Source organism: Lysinibacillus sp. FSL L8-0126 (assembly GCF_038630385.1).
In the GTDB taxonomy this organism is placed as follows: Bacteria; Bacillota; Bacilli; order Bacillales_A; family Planococcaceae; genus Lysinibacillus; species Lysinibacillus fusiformis_D.
This window is the reverse complement of record NZ_CP152028.1, coordinates 1,876,957-1,895,151: the sequence shown is the minus strand read 5'-3', so window position 1 is coordinate 1,895,151 and position 18,195 is coordinate 1,876,957. Positions and strand designations below refer to the sequence as shown.

Below are 18,195 nucleotides of genomic sequence, written 5' to 3'. Positions count from 1 at the left end.
GCCTTTTAAAGTTTAGCATTTTCGGCATAACTTTTATACTATTTCATGTCTATTTAATACATTAGTAAAACTCGAAATATTTCTGTAATATTTGCAAGAAAACTACTTTATTCTACAAAACACCTAATTTATTCTATCTAATGTCGATATTAGCTGATTCAACATTAGACCTACACATCACTTTGTAATGTTTTTGTAATATTTTATTCAAATATTTCAATGAAAAAGGTAGGGAATCAATCCCTACCTCAGACCGTAGACAAAAGCCCATCGAGAAGTTCACTCTCGATGGTTTTTGTCATTTTTCTTCCTATTTTATTTTTAACATTTGGTAATATACTACCAAATTCAACATACTCTTCGAGCATAGTTGCTCTCTTAAGCTACTTGCCACGTCCAAGTAGCCAGTTTCTTCAAATTCATGGCAGCAAAAGTAAGCATCGCCTGCATGGACAATTTTTTTAGACCTCTTAAGGTTGTCCATCGCATACCATGCTTTTCTTTTGCATCGGCAAAGACACGCTCAATCGTTTCTTTGCGCTTTGCATAAATCTGTTTGATGTCATAGGAATGGCGTAAATGTTCAGCTTCCTCCACATATGACTCCCAAATATGGCGTTGAATGAGTTTTTGATGATGCTTACTTTCTGTACATTGGGAAAGGCTTGGACACTTCGCACAAATCAAAGGATTCGATTTATATTGGCGATATCCTTCCTTCGTCGTTGTCGCATACTTCAATATCTGCCCTTGTGGGCAAAGATAACAATTATAGTGCTCGTCATATGTATACTCGTGCTTTCGGAAGAATCCATCTTTCGTTTTAGGACGTGTATACGGAAGAACAGGCAACATTTGATTCTCTAACAAAAAGTTCGTAATCGCTGGTGTTTTATAGGCTGCATCTGCCGCAACAGCTAATGGTTTTTGAACATTTTGAATGACCCTTTCAACAAGTGGCTGTAATACATGGCTATCGTGCACATTTCCCGGAGTCACAATGGCACCTAAGACAAAGCCCTTTTCATCTGTGGCTGCATGAAAGGAATATGCAAACTGTTTCGTACGTTCATCCTTCACGTAATACCCACTTTCAGGATCTGTCGTGCTTTTCTTTATTTCTTTCCATTCTTCCTTTTCAAACTTCTCCGGGGAAAAGGGCTTTTTTCCGTGTTCCTCACGATCAATATTTAACTCTAATTGAAGCTTCTCTTCATAAGCCCGTGTTTCTTTTCGCACAACTTTTTTATCATACTTTCGTTTATTCGCACTCGCTTTCACATGCGTAGAATCGATAAATAAATGGTCTGCATGGAGGAGTCCTTGATGCATAATCTCTTTTAATATACGATAAAATATCTGCTCAAATATATCGGTGTCTTGAAAGCGACGGACATAATTTTTACCAAAGGTAGAGAAATGCGGAACTTCTGTATGGAAGCCAAATCCTAAAAACCAACGATACGCCATATTGGTTTCAATTTCTTTGATGGTTTGACGCATGGACCGTATACCAAAAACGTACTGAATAAACGTCATTTTAAAGAGAACAACAGGATCAATACTAGGGCGTCCTTTAGCAGAGTAGAGGTTTTCTACTAAAGGATAGATAAATGAAAAATCAATAGCCGCCTCTAGTTTTCGTACTAAATGATCTTGGGGAACTAATTGATCAATCGTTAACATTTCTAATTGTTCACGTTCATTGGTTTGATTTTTCGTCATCATGGTTGATCACCTCAAAAGTTTACTTTTTATCAATAGATGAATAAGGAATTCTTTATGTAGAAGTTGATTGGAACGAAGGGCGGCGACTCCTGCGGGAAAAGCGGGAAAGTCGAGATCCTGGACTGAGCGAAGCGAGGGAAGCAGCTCGACCCCGCCCGCGGAAAGCGTCCGCCCGTAGTGGAAATCAACGGCTTTACTTTTTTACTTTATTTTATTGTAAAAGAAAAAAGACTGTAGGCAAACTCAAAATTCATTGAGTTTGTCTACAGTCTGAGGTAGGGAATCAATCCCTACCTACTAATGTTTGAAAAAAAACCACCAATAGAATTTTCGCGAAAAGTGAAAATGGATTTCCGTTGCAGGCTACTTGCTTTCCTGTGGGCGAGCGCCGAGCCACTTCCTCCGCTATCGCTCTGTGCAGGGGCTCGCCTGACTCGCTATCCCACGGGAGTCAAGTAGCCTTCCCATAAAAATGTTTCTTTTTAGTTAAGATTTTCCAATAAAGTGAAGGGTATTCACTACTCTTTATGGAGGGGTGTTGTCACTCAGCACTTCTCCACATTGAAAATAAGGGCCTCTCCTTTCTCTAAGAAGACAAATAATGGGCTAATTTGTTTACTACGGCTCGTATGAAAGATAGGGAAAAGACACTTTTGAACATGGTTGATTAGAGCGAACGCAGTGAGCAAAGCGGCTCATAAGACGCCCCCTGGAAAAGGCGCTGGCGGAACCCCCCCACCCGTCTCTGCCGTTGACATCACCTTTTTCAACAACATGAGGTAGGGAATCAATCCCTACCTACTGCTTCATCGATCTCAGTGCTTGTATAGATAATCTCACTAACAAAATTGCACATAAAAATAAACCTAAATAAGCGGCTGTGTTTAAATATACCGCATACGAATCATGAATAAATTGTGAGATGGCTAAAAGAGCGACAGATATAATGCCAAATGTTATCCCTACTAGAAGCAGAACAAATCGAGAAAACAGATGTGTGATAAAACGTGCATTATGTTCATCCGAGAATATATCATGATGTAAAATGATTTTCCCACTTTCAACCCGTTGAATGAGTTGATCTACCCTTCTTGGCATTTTTCGCAAAGTGGGAATCAGCATGGATAGTTCCTCCTGCAGTCGCTCTTTTGTTGCCATCGGTTCTTTAAATGGCTTTAGGAAAGACGCACGCATATATGTAGCAGAAAAATCCTTTGCCTCTGTAAATATATCGAAACGTTGATCAATGACCCGTAATGTGCCATCTAGCGTCACCAAGGACCGGAGAGCCAATCCTACAGCAGGATAAAATGCAAGTCCAAAATCTCTTACCACTGTAAAGAGCGCATGGATCAATTCTTCAGTTGGTATTCGATCAACATAGGAGATTTTTAATAAAATTTGATCGATGGCCTGCTCCATTCTTGCGCGTTCTGCATGATCAGCATTTTCCACTAATAATGTTAGGCCATCATATAACACGCTTGAATCATTAAGCTGAATGCCCATCAAAAATAGCTTTAAGCCTTCTTGCTGTGTAGCTCCTAATCGTCCAACGGCTCCAAAATCGAGCAAAACGGGTGTGCCATCCGATTCATCGATATGAATATTACCTGGATGTGGGTCTGCATGAAAAATACCTGAGAATAGCATTTGCTCAAAGAAAGAATATAATACCGTTTTGGCAAAGTGCCTACGATCAATAGATAAACGTTTGAATTCTGATGCCCCATCCGCCACACTTTGTCCACGAATATATTCCATCACAATGATATTCTCATTACTATACGCTGTATAAATTTTAGGAATTCGCACCTTATAATCACTTTTGGCTAGCGCATTCTTTACCTGTAATGTGTTACGCACTTCAATATCTAAATGAATTTCCTCACGTAGTCCATCGGCAAACCCACCCGCTAACTCCCGAAAGCCTAATGACTCTGCCCAAGTCGATTTTGTTGAAAGCCAATTAGCAAATTCCTCTAAAATTTCAAGATCATCTCGCATAATCCCTTTTACTTCTGGGCGCAATAGCTTGACGACAACCTCTTCATAATTTTTGAGTCGTGCCTTATGCACTTGGCCAATTGACGCTGCTGCAATGGGCTCCATTTGAAAATGACTAAAGATTTCATCCATAGGTTGTGGAAGTGAACCCTCTAAAATTTGTGTAACTTGCTCTGCTGGTAAAGGCTTCACACTATGTTGCAATCTTTCTAACTCATCAATAAAAATAGGTGAAAATAATTCTTTACGTGTAGAGAGGACCTGTCCAAATTTAATAAAAATCCCACCACACTGCTCTAAAGTTGCTCGTAGTGCAATCGCAAGCTCTTTTTCATTTTCCCGCTGCCTTGCATATTTAATTGTTTGCACAACACCGTTTGTAACAGCAATTTTTAACACCTGTCGCAAACGTTTCTGCTGTCGCCAATAGCTTCGCAGACGCAATAGCAAGGACTTTTGACCGTTACGACGATCTCCAGCCGTAATACCGCTTGGATCAAATAACTCAAAAACCAAATAAAGCAACATCGAGATAAGTAGCATACTACCAATCCAAATAAGTGTGCTAACCTCTGTCACTGTCTGCATCATCGTTTCAGACAAAAAATCTGTATGGCGTAAATAAGAATACCAGTAAACAAAAGAGGTTAGTGTCACACTAATGACGACCGATAGCACTCTGCGAACAAAATTAATATTTGAACCAATTAATCGTCCGCTCACAATATAAATCAAACCCGATACAATGAGGATTTGAATTAAAAATTTCAAAAAAATCAACAGTGTCACCCCCTGTGTCATTTCCAATTCCTACTACCGCTAGTATAGCAAATTTATGCCCTAACTTTCTTTTACAAGGAATATCTCTGAAATTTTATAATATGTACTGCTTGATAATATACCCTTATAGGTATATTATTGATTTATAGTATTCATCCTATATAAATAATCAATCATTAGAAATTAAACCCTTATTTAATAGTATCCAAATACCCTAATATGTATTTTGAAAAGGAGTGTTTACTTTGAGTAAAAAATTTATAGTAGTTGGTGGCGTTGCAGGTGGCGCATCAACAGCGGCACGTATACGTCGTCTTGATGAAAAAGCAGAAATTATCATGTTTGAGAAAGGCCCGAATGTTTCTTTCTCTAATTGTTCCCTACCGTTCCACTTGAGCGGGATTGTTGAAAATAGCGATAAATTAATCTTAATGACACCTCAAGCCTTTCAAACAAAATACAATATTGAAGCTCGTGTTCAACAAGAAGTTATACGTATTAACCGCATGCAAAAAACTGTCACGATTACGGATTTGAAAACTGGTGTTGATTATGAGGAAAGTTACGATACGTTAGTTCTGTCGCCTGGTGCAAGTCCTATCGTTCCAAACTTAGAAGGTATTCATTCTGAACATGTCTTTACCATTCGAAATGTGGTGGATATTGACCGTTTAAACCGTTATCTACAAACGGATAATGTGCAAGATATTGCTGTAATTGGCGGAGGCTTCATTGGTGTAGAGGCAGCAGAAAATCTAAAGCTTGCAGGCTTTAATGTATCACTAGTCGAATTTGGTCAACAAATTATGGCACCGTTCGATTATGACATGGCTCAAATATTACACAAGGAAATGGCTGACAAAGGGGTTCAAGTCATTGTGAACGACGGCCTCGCACAAGTTGCACCAGATTATGTGGTATTAAATTCAGGCAAGCAATTAAAAGCACAAGCAGTTGTATTAGCCATTGGTGTTCGCCCTGAAACCAAATTAGCTAAAGAAGCTGGGCTAGTTATTGGTGAACTAGGGGGTATTCGAGTGGACGCTAATTATGTGACATCTGACCCTTCCATCTATGCTGTAGGAGATGCTATTGAAGTATTCCATCAGCTTACTCATAAACAAACGCGTCTAGCTTTAGCTGGTCCTGCTCAACGACAAGCACGCGCCGCAGCTAACCATATGTATAGTATCCCACAGCATAACAAAGGGGTTATTGGTTCTTCGAGCGTACAAATTTTCGACCTTGTATGTGCTGCAACAGGTTTGAACGAAAAAACAGCTCTAGCAAATGGCTTTCAAGCAAAAAGTGTTTATTTAATTGCACCAGACAAAGTAGGATTAATGCCAAATAGTAATCCACTTCACTTTAAACTCATTTACGAAACACCAACTGGAAAGGTTCTTGGTGCACAGGCGGTTGGTAAAGGGAATGCAGATAAACGAATAGACGTTATAGCCACTCTTATCACAATGGGCGGTACTTTAGAAGATTTGAAGGAACTAGAATTATCCTATTCTCCAATGTTTAGCACTGCACGTGATATTGTAAATTTGGCAGCACTTGTAGCACAAAACCAATTACACGGGAACTTCAAACAAATAAAAGTGGATGAAGTTAGGCCACTCATTGAAAAGCAAGCCTTTTTCTTAGATGTACGTGAAAAGAACGAATTCGAATCTGGTCATCTCATTGGCGCCCACCATATACCTTTAAGCGAACTTCGAGAACGAATGAATGAGATACCAAAGGATCAGCCTGTTTATGTACATTGCCGATCTGGTCAACGAAGTTATAACGCGGTTATGACTCTACAAAATAATGGCTATTCTAATGTCATGAATGTCAGTGGATCATTCCTTGGTATTTGCTTATATGAATACTTTACAGATATAACAACTAACAGGGAAAAAATTGTAACTACCTATAACTTTAACTAATCTAAAAGGGATGCGGTGATGTCAATGGGAGAAGCAGCTATTTTGAAAGGTAAGGGGTTGATTTCCGTTCCGTCAGTGTCCTTTCCAAGGGGGGCGTCCGATGAGCCGCTTCACTCACTGCATTCGCTCCAAGGTCTCATCTGTGACGCTGGCTCCACTCCAATCAACCATGTGCAAAAGTGTCTTTTCCTTATCTTTCATACGAGCCGTAGTGAACAAATTAGCCCATTATTTGTCTGATTAGAGAAAGGAAAGGCTCCTATTTTCAATATAGAGAAGTGATGAGTGACAATACCTCTCCATAAAGAGTAGTGAATACCCTTCACTTTATTGGAAAACCTTTACTAAATTTATGGGTTGGAGTGGAAGGCTACTTGACTCCCGTGGGATAGCGAGACAGGCGAGCCTCTAAAAGAGGAAGCGGCTCGGCGCTCGCCCACAGGAAAGCAAGTAGCCTGCAACGGAAATCCATTTTCACCTTTCGCAAAAATTCTATGGATGGTTTTGTTTTACAACACAATAAGGGATGCTGTTAAACAGCATCCCTTATTGTTAATTTGTTGACAGTACTTTTTCCCAATCAATCGTACCGTTTTTAATTTGTTCACGTTTTTCTTTATTCATAATGTCATTTGGACGTCCGCCTTTTGGCCAGTCTTTATCATGGTTTGCCCACTCTGGACGATCTTGCGATAAAATAAAGGCAGCTAAATCAGAAGCTTCCTGGTCAGTTAAAGTACCCGCCGCACCTATCGGCATATTATTTTGAATATAACCTGCCATCTTCGACATACGCGCCATGCCAGCTCCATCATTAAAGGAATTTTCCCCCCATAACGCTGGACCAGTATTGGCATCAGTACCAGATCCGTCAGCAGCATGACAAGCAATACAAGACTGTGCATAAAGCTCCTCGCCATCAGCAACATTTGGAATCGGAACATTCTTCATATCACTAGTGCCTGCCCATTCACGTTTTGCACCGATAGGTACACCTTCAGAAATATAAGCAAAATACGCCACCATAGCCTCTAGCTCATCACTATTCATTTCAAATTTTTTACCATTCATACTACGAACCATACAACCATTAATACGTTCTTCAATCGTAACTATACTACCTGAGCGTCCGATATATTGTGGATAATTTGCCATTACTCCCACTAACGACGATGTTTGCTCATCATAGCCTGCACCTGCGTGGCAACTTGTGCAAGATAATTGGTTTCCTACATATTCATCTGCCGCTACATGCGTGTTATTGACAAGCTCATAACCGTATAAGATTGCCTCTTTCATAGGTCCATCTGGTACTTCTTCAATACTTGGCGGAGCATAGACCACTGACTGAGCAGCTGCTGTTGTTGGTAATTGCGTCTGCACTGTCGCTTCTTGCTCGCCAACATTCGAATCAACTGATATTTTATCGCTGACAATTGTTCCAACAAAAATTGCGCCTGCTAACAGTACTGTCCCTGCTACTCCTGCTACTATAGGTTTCATCTATAATACCCCCCTTTGTATCCTCTCTTATATTTTAGCAACATAGCAATTAATTGGATGTGATTTTTCTCACATCTCTTTAAAATAGCACCGTTAAGATGATAAAAATGGATATATTATACATTTATTTTTGTTCTATAACACAAAAAACTAGACTTAATACCTCTTGTAGTATATTGCTCATTCTGAATAAAAAAATGTCGAGCACCCAAGTACTCGACACTTTTTTATAGTTTACATACGTCATCATTACAGGCAGCTCCATCATTTCCCACCAACTTTATCGTCGGTTGATTTCCTGCTAATGCTGCCGCCTGATGTAAAGTTCGCACAAACACTTCATTTGGCTCTGCCCCTTTAATGCCATAACGGTTTTCAAACACGAAGAACGGGACACTTTGCACACCAAGTTGCTGTGCATCATAACGATCTCGATCTAAGGCCTCGCTAAAATCATTCGTTGCTAAAATAACCTTTGCCTCTTCTATATCTAAATCTAATTGTGCTATCACTTTTAATAAAAAAGCATCTTCGTTGACATCTTCTCCAGCTGTAAAATACCCTGCCATGAGAGCTTCAGTATAAGCCGCCGCCTTGCCAAACTGCTGAGTCCACTTCGCTAAACGATGAGCCTTTTCTGTATGGGCTGTTGTCATCTTATCAAAATCATAATGCAATCCAATCTCTGCTGCTCTCACGGCGATGCCCTTCGTCATGTCTTTCGCAGCTTCTAGCGAGATATCATATTTTTTAGCCATCCCCTCGTAAAAAGAGGGGGCATTCACTTTCGGCGTATCTGGCCCTATTTGGTATGCTTTATATTCTATTTCTACTTGCTCTGTATAGCCCGCAACATCAATAGCTCGCTCCAATTCACGCTTACCAATATAACAAAATGGACATGTGAAATCAGAAAAAACTTCAATTTTCATCGCTACACTCCCCCTATTATATCCGCCCAAATTTTAATAGCCGTTGCAACGATCAGCACCGCTAAAATGGCTTGTAACACTTTTGTATTCAATTTTTTCCCCGCTCTTGCACCAAGAGGAGCCGCTAGCAGACTAGCTACAATTAAGATGAAAGCTGGATAATATTCAACTTGTCCCGTTATTAATTTCCCAATGGTGCCTCCTATTGAAGAGAGAAAAGTAATGGCAAGGCTTGTCGCTATGGTCATACGTGTTGGAATTCCTAAGACAACTAGCAGAATCGGTACTAATAAAAAGCCACCTGCTGCCCCCACAATTCCTGAACCAATACCAACAATCCAGGCCAAAATGATCGCCAGTGGTTTACGAAATGTCACTTCCTCCATCGGCTTATCATCAATTTGCTTTTTCGGGATAAACATCATGACAGCTGCAATCAATGCCAGGATACCATAGACAATGTTAATGCCTGATTCTGATAAGAACTTTGAACCGAAGCTCCCTACAAAGCTACCGATTAAAATAGCACTACCCATGTAGATAATAAGTGATTTATTTAAATACCCACCTTTCCGATATACCCATACACCAGCAAAGGAAGCAAAAAGCACTTGAATTGCGCTAATTCCTGAAACTGCATGCGCTGAAAAAGCCACAAAGCCTAATAATGACGGAACATACAGTAGCATCGGGAAATTAATAATAGCACCACCAATGCCGAGCATCCCCGAAACAAACGAACCGACAAAACCAATCAAAAATATGGTGAAAATCCATGCAATATCCATTTATTTTTCCTTCTTTCTAGCTCCCATCTATCAAGATAAAGAGAAAGAAGGTTGTGCTACGTTAATAGACAACCCTCAATAAGCTCTATGCTTTCTGAATTAAAAATGTAATGACACCAGCAACCTCGGATTGATCTAAAATCACATGCCCTCCCGCTTTAGCCCAAGCAGGAATATCCGCTAAAGCTCCTTTATCTGTTACTTGAACTTCTAAGATTTCCCCCGTAACTAATGTATCCATTGCCTTCTTTGTTTTCACAATAGGCATCGGACATGACAAGCCTTTTGCATCTAGTTGTAAATTTGACATCATAGTAATCTCCTTTGATCCGACAAAGGGTGTAAGCGATTTTGCCGGTTCCACTTTATTAACTTCAGGAAGGAAGAGTGCCTTCCATTCACGGAATTTACACGCTACAAGCATGCATGCGTACTCATTGCACTTTAGCATACGCTATCGGACAGCACAGCGATTTGGTCCAATTTCCATTTCTGTCTGTTCATCTGGTGCAGGTGTTATTTTCCCCATATTTACCTGACGAATCTCTTGATATGCATTTGGCTGTGGAGGTAATTGATCCGTGACAACACGTCTAAATTCCTCGTCACTTTGAATATTTAAACCATGGTTCTGCGCCAATAACTCTCCTAATCGTTTCGCAACCGTTCCATCTGCATTAAGCTCATCAATAATCATGAAATGTGCTGGTAGCACTATTAATTCTTCAGACAATTTGCGATAACGCTTATAAAGTGTTTCTCGTAAATCTCCAACCCAATCTTCAGCAAGTCCAGCTAAATCAGGTCGACCAATTGAATCAATAAATAAAATATCACCCGTTAATAAATAGCTGCCGTCGATGACAAAAGATGTAGAGCCAATTGTATGACCAGGTGAATAGATAGCACCTACATCTATTTTAGAAGCACCGATTTGAACAGTGGCTCCATCAACTAGAGGTGTATAAGGAAAGACAACCTCTTCAGCATCTTTTGGTGGTAAGTAGTAAGCTGCACCAGTTTCTTCTGCTATATGGCGTCCACCTGAAATATGGTCGGCATGTAAATGTGTATCAAAAACATATTTAATTGTAACGTTCTTCTGTTCAGCGAAGCTTGTAAATACATCTGTAAATCTCACAGCATCAATAATCGCTGCCTCACCTTCAGAAATGACCATATATGAAAGGCAGCCCTTTCCTAAACGGACGAATTGATACAGCTCTCCACCACCTGTTAAATCCCCAACTTTAATCGGCTCTAAATATTCACTCCAAGATTTCATGCCTCCTGCTAAATAGGCAACATCACGACCTGCCTCAGACAACATTTCAGCGACCATCAATGATGAGCCTTCTTTGGCACAGACAACTAATACTGTTTGTTCAGCCGGAATTTTAGGTAAAATATCTTCAATCCCATCTAACAACTCAAAGTACGGGATATTTAGGTACTCAAATCGATGTCCCTCCATTTTCCAATCTTCAAATGCCTCTGCATTACGAACATCTAAAATAAACAGCGCTTCATTATTAATGACCTTTTTAGCAACTTGTGATGCACTCCACTTTTGAATAGACATACATTCTACCCCCATAGGTATGATTTCAATGTTTTTTATAGCGGAGAGCTATAGTCACTCTCCACTCTCAAGAACAAATTACTAGAAAGTTAGTGATGGCGCTGCATCTTTGGCAAACTCAAGGAAAGTTACAGCTCCACCTACTTCAATACCGTCAATAAAATCATCTGTTGATAAACCCATGACATCCATAGTCATTTGACAAGCAATAAATTTCACCCCTAGTTCTTGTGCCATTTCCACCAGTTGTGGGATGGCTGGTACATTTGCTTTTGAAAAACCTTTTGCATAATGCTCCGCGCCAGCAGGCATCGATAGTACATGCATCCCTTGTTTATGAATGAGATTCAGCCCTTCAAACGTAAAGAAGATGGCTACTTCCTTCTCTGAAGCTGCCGCAGCCGTTGCGATATTAAACACTTTATATGCATCAAATAAACCACCATTACTTGCAATGATTGCTACCTTGTTTGACATCTTAAATTCCTCCTAATTAAATGCTTTTTGTTAAATTGCCCGTCCAGGATGTCATCCCCGGCAAGACATTAAATACCTTTGTAAAACCATGTGAAGCGAGCTTTTGTGCAGCCATATCACTGCGTGTTCCTGTACGACAGATGACATAAATCTCCTGCTCTTTATCAAGCTCCGTAAGTCGTGCCATTAGTTCACCCATCGGAATAGATTTTGCTCCCTCAATATGTCCAAAAGCGAATTCTGTCTCCTCACGTACATCAAGAATCAATCCCTCACGATTGGTAATCTGCTCTAGATCAATTATTTGACCAAATGTCATCTCTACTATTTGTTCATTTGTACATTTGCGAATATAATGCTTTAGCACACCGTCTGCCTCTAACGTACCAATGTATTGATGACCGACCGTTTCAGCCCATGCAGCAATATCCGCTTTTGATCCTTTATCTGTCGCAGAAACTTCTAAAATTTGACCATCCAGTAAATCAGCCATCACCTTCTTCGTTTTCACTATCGGCATTGGACAAGATAGTCCTTTAGCATCTAGCTGAAAATCAGACTTCATACACCTAACAACCTCCATATACCTACATGGGTATTATTTTTACTAAAAAAATATAGCTATGCTCTATATTTTTACTGCGCCTTCCCAAGCAAGCATACCACCAGCCATGTTGGATACAATAAAGCCATTACTTTCTAGTATTTGAGTAGCACGACCACTACGTCCACCTGATCGACAAACCATAATATACGGCTCATTCTTATTTAATTCATGTAGTCGAAACTCTAATAATCCGAGCGGGATATGAATAACACCTGGAATATGACCAGTCTCTACCTCATTTACCTCTCGTACATCAATAAGATTCAACTTGCTTCCCTGCTCCATTGCTTGTTGAACTTCTTTTGCTGTAATTTCCTTCATTTTTCCTCCTCCTAGTATGCACTCATTCCGCCACGAACATTGGTAACATGCTTAAAGCCTTGTTTTTTTAGTTTCTTACAAGCCTGGCTACTTCGCATTCCACTTTGACAAATGACAATAATTTCTTTGTCCTTTGGTAGTTTGTCAAAGCTTGATCCAAGCGGAACATTTTTAAATTGCGGAATGTTACGTCCCTTATACTCAGCTGGTGTACGCACATCAATAAATACCTTATCTTTATCATTAAGCATATTTTTTAATTGTGCAGCAGAAATTGAATGAATACCTTTAGTAGGCTTCATTCGCCAAATGAAAAACGCTGCGATAAGCGCAATAACAATCCATGTTTCCATGTGATCACTCTCCTTCTTTATACATTTTGGGGTATATCAAAACTATCGACTTTTCACAACTAAATCCATTGCCTCTTGAATAGCGAAATTCACTTTTTCTGCATCACCTTTAGCTGTTGATACACAATCCAATAAATTTTCACTAACAATAACACCTATCGTCTTATCAACCGCGGAACGTACGGCAGATAGCTGCGTTATCACATCCTTACAGTTTTGACCGTCTTCCATCATACGTAAAATACCCCGTAATTGGCCTTCCATACGTTTCACACGATTTGCTGTGTTAGAACCATAAGCCATGCTGTTTGCGCCCCCCCTCCATAACGATTGATTGAACTTGCTTACGTGATTTATAATATACCCCATAAGGTATATTGTCAACGGGAAAGTCCCTACTTTTTTTCATAGTTTCGCTCTTTCCGTCATACCGCTTCACTCATCTCGTTTCAGATTTAATCCATCTCTCAGGATTGTCCGCAAAAAATCCCTGTTACGAGTTGTAACTCATAACAGGGACCTACACATTATATTATTTAGCTAATTGCATGGCTGGTCCGAAGAATTCATAGTGAATTTTTTCATCTTTCACGCCAATTTCCTGTAAGTTTTTAATAACAGCTTCCATAAAGCCTACAGGCCCACATACATAAACATCTGCATTATTAGCAACTTTTTCTGCTAATAACTCTTTTGTAATAAGCTTATCTTCTTCAGAGAATAAAGCTGTATAGGATGCATTCGGTAGTACCTTTACTTTCTCCTGAATGTCATCGCTGAACGCTACAACTTTCTCATTACGAGCACATTGGATAAAGTTTACTTCATTCACTGCATCATCATGTAAAGATTGCAACATACTGTTTAAAGGTGTTACACCGATACCACCACTTACAAATGTAATTGGTGCAGCCGTTTCTTCTAAAACAAATAACCCAGCTGGAGCACTTACATCAACTAAATCTCCTACTTGTAAGTCATCATGAATATAGTTTGAAACTTTACCATTTGGCGTATGATCGCTTTCTCGTTTTACAGAAATACGATAGCCGTCTTCTGCATTCGCTTGTGAAAGTGTGTATTGACGGTTCATCAAATACTCTTCGCCTGGCACTTTCACACGGATGCTAATATATTGACCTGGTTCATAAGCTGGCAGTGGTGAGCCATCTTCATTCACAAAGTAAACGGATGTAACTAAGTCACTTTCAACAACTTTCTTCGCCACTTTTAATGGTTTAAATAAACGCCATCCACCGTTATTCTCAGTTTTCTGGTATAACTCTTCTTCTACTTGAATGAAAATATCTGCTATAACGCCATATGCCTCAGCCCATGCATTAATAATGTCATCGGTTGCTGCGTCACCAAGTACTTCCTTAATAGCTTTTAATAAGTTTTCCCCAACGATTGGGTAATGTTCAGGTAAAATACCTAAACTACGGTGTTTATGTGCTATAAGCATTACTGCTGGTAAAATTGCTTCTAAATTTTCAATATGAACTGCAGCAGCATAAACAGTGTTAGCTAATGCTGTTTGCTGACGACCTTGTTCTTGGTTCGTGTGATTAAAAATATTTAATAATTCTGGATGAGCTTGAAACATATTTTTGTAAAACGTCTTCGTGATCTCAACACCGTGAACTTCTAATACAGGTACTGTTGCTTTAATAATTTGAATTGTTTCTTGTTTTAACATATCGCTTACCATCCTTTCGTGATTACAATATAACCCTTTCATTTTCTTAAAGCAATATTTTAAATACATCTTTAACAAAATGGACATAATTAATGTATTTTAAATACATCTTTAAAAATGGTTTGAAAATATTATACTTCAATGTAAAAATGCTATAATTATTTTGAATTATAGAAAGTAGGGTGTTCTGATGCGCTTAACTTTATACACAGACTACTCTCTGCGTACTCTTATTTATCTAGGTGCGAAGGAAGATGGTCAATTATCAACTATTCAAGAGATTTCAGATGCTTATAATATATCGAAAAACCATTTAATGAAGGTGACACATCAGCTTGGATTATTAGGGTATATCGAAACGATTCGTGGACGTGGTGGTGGCATTCGCTTAGCCATCGATCCAAAAACCATTACTATCGGTGAAATTGTTCGTCATACAGAAGAAGATTTTCATCTTGTAGAATGTTTCGATAAAGAAAATAATCTATGTAAAATAGCCCCAGAATGTCAGCTGAAAGGTGTTCTGTATGAAGCTTTACAAGCCTATTTGAACGTATTAGATCGCTATACATTAGACGATTTCTTACATTCCAAAGAAAAGTTAATGGCTCTTCTGCTTGGGAAATAAAAATACCCGCTCAACCTTTGTTGAACGGGTATTTCTTTATGAAGATACTTATAATGCCTTTGAAAAGAAAATCATATCTAATGCGCGAATGCCGTTTTCATAAATAGGCTCTGGATAATGGCGGAAGAAATCTTTTTCAATAGCCTCCATGCGAAAGCCTGCTTTTTGATAAAAGGCAATATTATCAATACTTGAGTTGGCTGTTCCAACAAGCACTGTTTGATAGCCTTCCTTCTGGCATATTTCAGTGAGTTGTCGTAATACCTCTTTGCCCATTCCCTTCCCTTGGTACTTTGGCACAATAGCAATATTCTTCAACTCGATCGTTGTATCAGATTGCGCAATGACTAACGCCACCCCCACCAGCAGCTCCCCACACTTAATTTCAAATAAAGTGCCTTTATCTAAGTATTCTCGAACTACCATTTCACTTTCATCAGCTAGCATTAATTGTGGTAAAAAATCTTCACGATTGCCATCTACCTTCTGTAGGGATATTCGATAACGGACAAAATCTTCACGTTCAAAGACATTTAACACACACGGTTGTTTTTCCTTCACCTCCAACCATGAATGCTCCTCTGGATATTTACTTTCCACACCTAATCGAATAAAAGGCAGTTTTTCTTGTGCTTTTTGTGATCGGATATTTACCTTCCGAGCCCCAGCAAAAACCCGTGCTAGTCCTAGCTCGAAAAATGCAATGTCTAAGATAGCTGTTTTGGCTTCAAGATTATAGTCTTTCCCCCAAAATTGGTGACCTAGCCAAGAGCCAATATGACAGCTCTTTTTATCATGATCTATAAACATTAGGGATGTTACACCAATCAGTTGCCCTTCCTCATTCAAAACTACACGAGGAACCGTCTTCCCCTCTTCCTCGTCCACACATTCACGTTTGATAAAATTAATGGTATCTTCTACCTTACCAGCAGGTAACCCGAGGGCATCTCGCACCTGCGGCATAGAAGATAACTCATGCATCGCCTCAGCATATTTAATATCATGCTTCACTAAAGTTACCGCCATCCTCAATTCCCCTTTTACTACTATTTTTTGTTTTCTTTTCATTATTTATATTCCTAATTCATCAATCATACGATAATTGCCAGGACATGCCAAAACGATCTTGAATCCATGCAAACTGTTTAGAAAAACCATAATGATTAAGTGGCATTAATGCTTGGCCGCCTTCTAGCATTTGGGCAACAAAACGGTTTATTTCCTCCTCCGAATCACACTCTATAAAGACTGATGTTGATGGAGTAAACGTAAACTCGTGTTGAATGGCACTATCATTCACCAGCAATTTTAATCCCTTTAAATGGAGGACTGCCATTGCTACCTGTTGTGAATTATCCATATACGCTAAGCTAACAACTTCTAAATCTGGAAACCACTGCTTATATTGTTCAATTGCCTCATTGGCCTGCCCTTGAAACATTAAAAATGGAGTCGCGCTTTTCATCTATTTTTTCACTCCTTCATAATGTGAAATCCATTGCGTAGGGGTTATTTTTGACACAAGCTCACCGATTAAATCAAATGGAATATTTTTTGCATTTGTAAATCGAATACAGCTTTTCCCCATATTTAATTTTGTGGGCACTCGCTTTGCATACTCCTCTTGGAACCAAGAAAGCAATGCTGGATCTGCATAAATACCCATGTGGTAGAGTGCAATATGACGCTTCTGTACAGCTAGGCTAATAAAAGGTAATGGCGTATTCGGTGTCACATGGTAACCCTCAGGATAGGATGTTAATGGTACCACATAACTGACCATTCCATATTGCATTGTTTGTTCAAATCCATCTGGTACATTCGTTTCTACGACAGCAACAAGCTCACTAAAAGCATCACGCCATTTTTCTTCGACTTGCTCCATATATACATTTTTCATATTTTGCCTCACTTTTATCATGTAGTTTACTACCTTCACTCCTAGCGTAGTCCTCTTTAACACTTTTTGTAAATAATTTACCATCTCATCACTAGAGAACACAAATGAAATAATTCGATTAAATGGTGCTTTACCAGAACTTCTAACTAACAAATCACGAGGTTTATTGATTATAACAACTGCTAATTCAGCCTTCAGTTTAAATTCCTTTTGCCTAGCTTTAACACCATTTTACTGTACCTTTATCTCCTTTTTGGCCGCTAATAATGTACTGATACATTTTCATCTTAGTTTTGTTAGTATACTGAATTATTGAAAACTTGGGTATAAAAAATAAACGCCTGAAAAATTTCAAGCGTTTACGTTATTACCTATTATTTTATTTTGGCAGTCGCAATTATCCCTTTAATAATCGGAATAGCAGTTCCTAATAGGATGACAGGTAAGACCCACCAACCTAACGAATTTGTTTCACCAAGACCAATACGAACCATTTGGAATGATATAAATGCGAAGAAAATAAGACAGAGGTTTTTCACTTCATTTAGTATTTTTCTGCTATTTAAATAGAATGCCTCTACATTGTTTTCATTCAAGCGTGCTGGATAGTTATGCATATGTGGGGCCCTTTCTAGTAGTCCCATGACAATCCATAAAAATAAACCAATGAATGGAAGAATAAATAACTCTACTTTTGAGCCCCATCGATCTACCTCGCCTACACCATTAAAGTGCGCAGGAATTTCATTAGGTAATTCGAACCATGCAAATATAATATAGATGATGGATACAACAAATATACCTCCGCCAATATAATTCCATATTTTCTCTGATTTTGTTTTGGGTAATTTTAAAATTGGTCTATACATTTCCTTCACCCCTATTCATTTCCATTACTCCTTCTACGTAACTACTATAAATAAAGTTTCAAAATTTATGAAAATTGG

General features: G+C 38.9%; 19 protein-coding genes. 2 read left to right on the top strand and 17 right to left on the bottom strand.

The genetic code is table 11. The features are described 5' to 3' along the window. Positions 1-378 precede the first annotated feature (378 nt). Together MHI34_RS09270 and MHI34_RS09265 are read right to left on the bottom strand one after the other, a co-directional pair. Positions 379-1,728, bottom strand: a complete 1,350-nt coding sequence (locus MHI34_RS09270; RefSeq protein ID WP_342504272.1) for an IS1182-like element ISBsp5 family transposase — start codon at positions 1,726-1,728, stop codon at positions 379-381. 798 nt (positions 1,729-2,526) lie between these two features. Next, positions 2,527-4,515 (bottom strand): AarF/UbiB family protein, encoded by a 1,989-nt coding sequence (locus MHI34_RS09265; protein ID WP_058843809.1) that lies wholly within the window; start codon positions 4,513-4,515, stop codon positions 2,527-2,529. A 245-nt stretch (positions 4,516-4,760) separates the two neighbouring features. Between MHI34_RS09265 and MHI34_RS09260 the strand changes: the two genes are divergently transcribed. Then, positions 4,761-6,455: an FAD-dependent oxidoreductase gene (locus MHI34_RS09260; RefSeq protein ID WP_089933765.1), complete on the top strand. Its 1,695-nt coding sequence runs from the start codon at positions 4,761-4,763 to the stop codon at positions 6,453-6,455. A 552-nt stretch (positions 6,456-7,007) separates the two neighbouring features. Here the strand turns inward: MHI34_RS09260 and MHI34_RS09255 are convergent. The 11 genes from MHI34_RS09255 to hmpA form a co-directional block, all read right to left on the bottom strand. Continuing rightward, complete coding sequence (locus tag MHI34_RS09255; RefSeq protein ID WP_342504365.1) at positions 7,008-7,958, bottom strand: c-type cytochrome; 951 nt, start codon at positions 7,956-7,958, stop codon at positions 7,008-7,010. Between the two features lie 227 nt (positions 7,959-8,185). Beyond that, positions 8,186-8,890: a DsbA family oxidoreductase gene (locus MHI34_RS09250; protein ID WP_058843909.1), complete on the bottom strand. Its 705-nt coding sequence runs from the start codon at positions 8,888-8,890 to the stop codon at positions 8,186-8,188. A 2-nt stretch (positions 8,891-8,892) separates the two neighbouring features. Further along, the gene (locus tag MHI34_RS09245) at positions 8,893-9,678 is read right to left on the bottom strand and encodes a sulfite exporter TauE/SafE family protein (protein WP_342504364.1); all 786 of its coding nucleotides are present in this window, start codon (positions 9,676-9,678) and stop codon (positions 8,893-8,895) included. Between the two features lie 85 nt (positions 9,679-9,763). Next, positions 9,764-9,991 carry a sulfurtransferase TusA family protein gene (locus tag MHI34_RS09240; protein WP_036128590.1) on the bottom strand — a complete coding sequence of 76 codons (228 nt, stop codon included), beginning with the start codon at positions 9,989-9,991 and terminating at the stop codon, positions 9,764-9,766. 141 nt (positions 9,992-10,132) lie between these two features. Next, a complete protein-coding gene (locus tag MHI34_RS09235) occupies positions 10,133-11,260 on the bottom strand; it encodes an MBL fold metallo-hydrolase (RefSeq protein WP_036128565.1) in 1,128 nt (375 codons plus the stop codon). A gap of 81 nt (positions 11,261-11,341) precedes the next feature. Then, on the bottom strand, positions 11,342-11,737 hold the full coding sequence (locus MHI34_RS09230; RefSeq protein ID WP_342504363.1) for a DsrE/DsrF/DrsH-like family protein: 396 nt from the start codon (positions 11,735-11,737) through the stop codon (positions 11,342-11,344). Between the two features lie 16 nt (positions 11,738-11,753). Then, positions 11,754-12,302 carry a sulfurtransferase TusA family protein gene (locus tag MHI34_RS09225; RefSeq protein ID WP_271911199.1) on the bottom strand — a complete coding sequence of 183 codons (549 nt, stop codon included), beginning with the start codon at positions 12,300-12,302 and terminating at the stop codon, positions 11,754-11,756. Between the two features lie 63 nt (positions 12,303-12,365). Beyond that, a complete protein-coding gene (locus MHI34_RS09220) occupies positions 12,366-12,665 on the bottom strand; it encodes a rhodanese-like domain-containing protein (RefSeq protein WP_271911202.1) in 300 nt (99 codons plus the stop codon). Positions 12,666-12,676: 11 nt separating this feature from the next. After that, entirely contained in the window at positions 12,677-13,018 is a 342-nt protein-coding gene (locus MHI34_RS09215) for a rhodanese-like domain-containing protein (protein ID WP_036128573.1), read from the bottom strand. A 42-nt stretch (positions 13,019-13,060) separates the two neighbouring features. Beyond that, on the bottom strand, positions 13,061-13,321 hold the full coding sequence (locus tag MHI34_RS09210; protein ID WP_036128575.1) for a metal-sensitive transcriptional regulator: 261 nt from the start codon (positions 13,319-13,321) through the stop codon (positions 13,061-13,063). Between the two features lie 229 nt (positions 13,322-13,550). Continuing rightward, positions 13,551-14,717, bottom strand: coding sequence for an NO-inducible flavohemoprotein (hmpA, locus tag MHI34_RS09205; protein WP_036128577.1), 1,167 nt, complete (start codon positions 14,715-14,717; stop codon positions 13,551-13,553). Between the two features lie 190 nt (positions 14,718-14,907). On the opposite strand from hmpA, the gene MHI34_RS09200 reads away from it, so the two are divergent. Beyond that, on the top strand, positions 14,908-15,345 hold the full coding sequence (locus MHI34_RS09200; protein WP_036128579.1) for an Rrf2 family transcriptional regulator: 438 nt from the start codon (positions 14,908-14,910) through the stop codon (positions 15,343-15,345). A gap of 48 nt (positions 15,346-15,393) precedes the next feature. On the opposite strand, the gene MHI34_RS09195 is transcribed toward MHI34_RS09200, so the two are convergent. From MHI34_RS09195 to MHI34_RS09180, 4 genes are all read right to left on the bottom strand, one after another. After that, on the bottom strand, positions 15,394-16,374 hold the full coding sequence (locus MHI34_RS09195) for a GNAT family N-acetyltransferase (RefSeq protein ID WP_058843905.1): 981 nt from the start codon (positions 16,372-16,374) through the stop codon (positions 15,394-15,396). Between the two features lie 61 nt (positions 16,375-16,435). Beyond that, positions 16,436-16,813, bottom strand: a complete 378-nt coding sequence (locus MHI34_RS09190) for a VOC family protein (RefSeq protein WP_036128583.1) — start codon at positions 16,811-16,813, stop codon at positions 16,436-16,438. Next, positions 16,814-17,248: a DUF1801 domain-containing protein gene (locus MHI34_RS09185; RefSeq protein ID WP_058843904.1), complete on the bottom strand. Its 435-nt coding sequence runs from the start codon at positions 17,246-17,248 to the stop codon at positions 16,814-16,816. It lies immediately after the preceding gene. A gap of 374 nt (positions 17,249-17,622) precedes the next feature. After that, entirely contained in the window at positions 17,623-18,117 is a 495-nt protein-coding gene (locus MHI34_RS09180) for a DUF1648 domain-containing protein (RefSeq protein ID WP_036128585.1), read from the bottom strand. Between the last annotated feature and the right edge of the window lie 78 nt (positions 18,118-18,195).